Source organism: Candidatus Rokuibacteriota bacterium, from assembly GCA_016188005.1.
In the GTDB taxonomy this organism is placed as follows: Bacteria; Methylomirabilota; Methylomirabilia; order Rokubacteriales; family CSP1-6; genus UBA12499.
The window spans coordinates 1-2,512 of record JACPIQ010000135.1 but is presented as its reverse complement, the minus strand read 5'-3'; the positions used below and the strand labels follow the sequence as shown (position 1 = coordinate 2,512).

Below are 2,512 nucleotides of genomic sequence, written 5' to 3'. Positions count from 1 at the left end.
TGACCACCTCCTGGCGAGGAAGTAACCACGGCCCAGCTTGGCCGCCGGGCCCCGGGTGGCGGAAAGGTTTTGAGAAACCCCTGGGGGAAAGGTTCTGAGAATCAGCCTGCTACGTGGGGGAATGCTTCTGGGAAATCACACCCGCGTCGGCAGGTTCTTGGGGGGGCTCTGGCCAAGACCCGGCGGAGCTACTTCTTACTGTCGACGATCCCGCAAGACGGATGCCAGCCATCGTGGGGCCCCGGAGACCCGAAGACAAAGCGTCTGCTGGGAGCGGGGCGCCCGTCTCTGGTGCTCTTGCGCGTAGAGCTGGGGATCAACCCGCCTGACTACGGCTGGGGAAAATCCCCACCGGTGGGGAAGAATCCCCAGACGGCTGGCTTCCCCTGGCTCATCGTGTGGCCCGAAGCTCCCGCGCCAGGTCGAGGTAATGATCGATGTGCGGGCCGCCTGGGGCAATCCAGGCCGGCAGCCGCACCCTCTGGGGGGCAGATCGCCGCTCAGCAACGAGGCATCAACCTTGCAGTTGCCGCCACATGATCCAGCGACGGGCAGAGGTAAGCCATGAGACGGCTCCTGGCCGTCGCGGGGCGAGGATGACTCCCTGGCCGAGAAGGTCCCGTATCACCCAGGAACTGCCGTCATGGGCCGGCGCCCGTCTTCCGGTCGGTCCCGGCTCCGGGGTATGCACATCGTGAAGCCGATGGGAAACAGGCAGTAAGAGTGTTCAGGTCTCGGCGGCACACGCGCGGCGGGCGCCGAGCCCGCGCTATGACGTTATGAGAGGAGCGGGCTCCATTTATCGCCACATCTGTGTTCCGGTGGACAACTCCGAGCACGCCAATCGGGCCATTGAGCTGGCGGTGGAGCTGGCGGGGGCGTGTGGCGCGAAGCTGACCGGGGTGCACGTCTATGCGGGGGGGCTGCACGACACGCGGTTCAAGCAGATGGAGTACACGCTGCCGGCGCGGTACCGGCAAGAGACGGAGCTGGAGCGGCAGCGCGCGGTGCACGACTCGCTGATCCGGATGGGGCTGCGGCTGATCGCCGACTCCTATCTGGACGCCATGGCGGGCCGGGCGGCGGCGGCCGGGCTCACGCTGGAGCGCAAGACCTTCGACGGCAAGCACCACCGGGTGCTGCTGGAGGACGCGCGGCGGGCCGGCTACGACCTGGTGGTCCTGGGGGCGCTCGGCATGGGCGCGGTGAAGGACAGCCTGCTCGGGTCGGTGGCCGAGCGGGTGGTCCGGGGGACGGCGGCCGACACGCTGGTGGTCAAGACGCTGGACCCGGCGGCGGCCGGGCGCGGGGCCATTGTGGTGGGGCTGGACGGCAGCGCCCAGGCCTTCCACGGGCTCAGGCTGGGGCTGGCGCTGGGCCGGGCGCTGGGCCATCCGGTGGAGGCCGTGGCCGTCTACGACCCCTATCTGCACTACACGCTGTTCAAGAGCCTCGTGGGGGTGCTGTCGGCCGAGGCGGCGCAGGTCTTCCGCTTCGCGGAGCAGGAGGCGCTGCACGAGGAGATCATCGACAGCGGGCTGGCGCGCATCTACCAGACGCATCTCGACACGGGCCGCCGGCTGGCCGCGGCGGAGGGGGGGACGCTGACGACGACGCTGCTGGCCGGCAAGTGCTTCGAGAAGCTGCTCCAGCACTGCCGCGCGAGCCAGCCGTGGCTGCTGATCCTCGGGCGGGCCGGGGCGCATTCGGACGAGGCGGAAGGGGCGCTGGGGAGCAACAGTGAGACGCTGGTGCGGCTGGCGCCCTGCAATGTCCTGCTCACCGGCGGGCGCTTCACGCCCCCGCAGGAGCTCCTGGCCGAGGAGACGGTGGCGTGGACGGCCGAGGCCGAGGCGCGGATGGCGGCGGTGCCGCGCCCTGTCCAGGGGGTGGCGCGCGCGGCCGTGCTCCGCTACGCGACCGAGCAGGGGCACACGGTGGTCACCTCGAGCGTGATCGACGCGGCGATGGCGCACGGCATGCCCGGGCGGGGGCCGGCGCAACTGCGGGCGATGGCCTTGGGGGTGGCGGCGGCGGCCATCCGGGCCCGGGGCGCCGAGGCCACGGCGGTGTGCGGAACGTGCGGGTACGCGGCCCGGGGCCCGGAGCCGGCCGTGACCTGTCCGGTCTGCGGGGGCGGGGCCGACCGGTTCCGGGTGATCGATGCCGCGGCGCTGGAGGCCGCGGCGGCGCGGCAGGGGGGCGCGCAGGTCGAGGAGCCGCTGCCCGGGATCGCCGTGCGATGGGCCGCCGAGGCGCGCGCGGCGCTCGGGCGGATTCCCGACGCGGCGCTGCGGCGGCTGGCCCAGGCGCGGGTCGAGAAGCACGCGCGGTCCCGGCGCCTGCCGGTGATCACGCTCGAGGCAGCCCTGCCGCTCATCGAGGAGACCGGGGGCCGGGAGGGGGGCACCCCGGCGCCGCCGGCCGGGGGCGAGGCCCCGCCGCAGCGGCTCCACCCGGCCGCGGCCGAGGTGGCTGGCCCGGAGGTGGCCGCGGCCCCGGCGGTGGCCTG

The 2,512-nt window shown here is 72.8% G+C and carries 1 protein-coding gene; it reads left to right on the top strand.

What is annotated here, in order from left to right; translation table 11 throughout:
• Positions 1 to 821: 821 nt before the first annotated feature.
• On the top strand, positions 822 to 2,512 hold a 1,691-nt coding region (locus tag HYV93_25720; GenBank protein ID MBI2529374.1), incomplete at its 3' end, for a universal stress protein.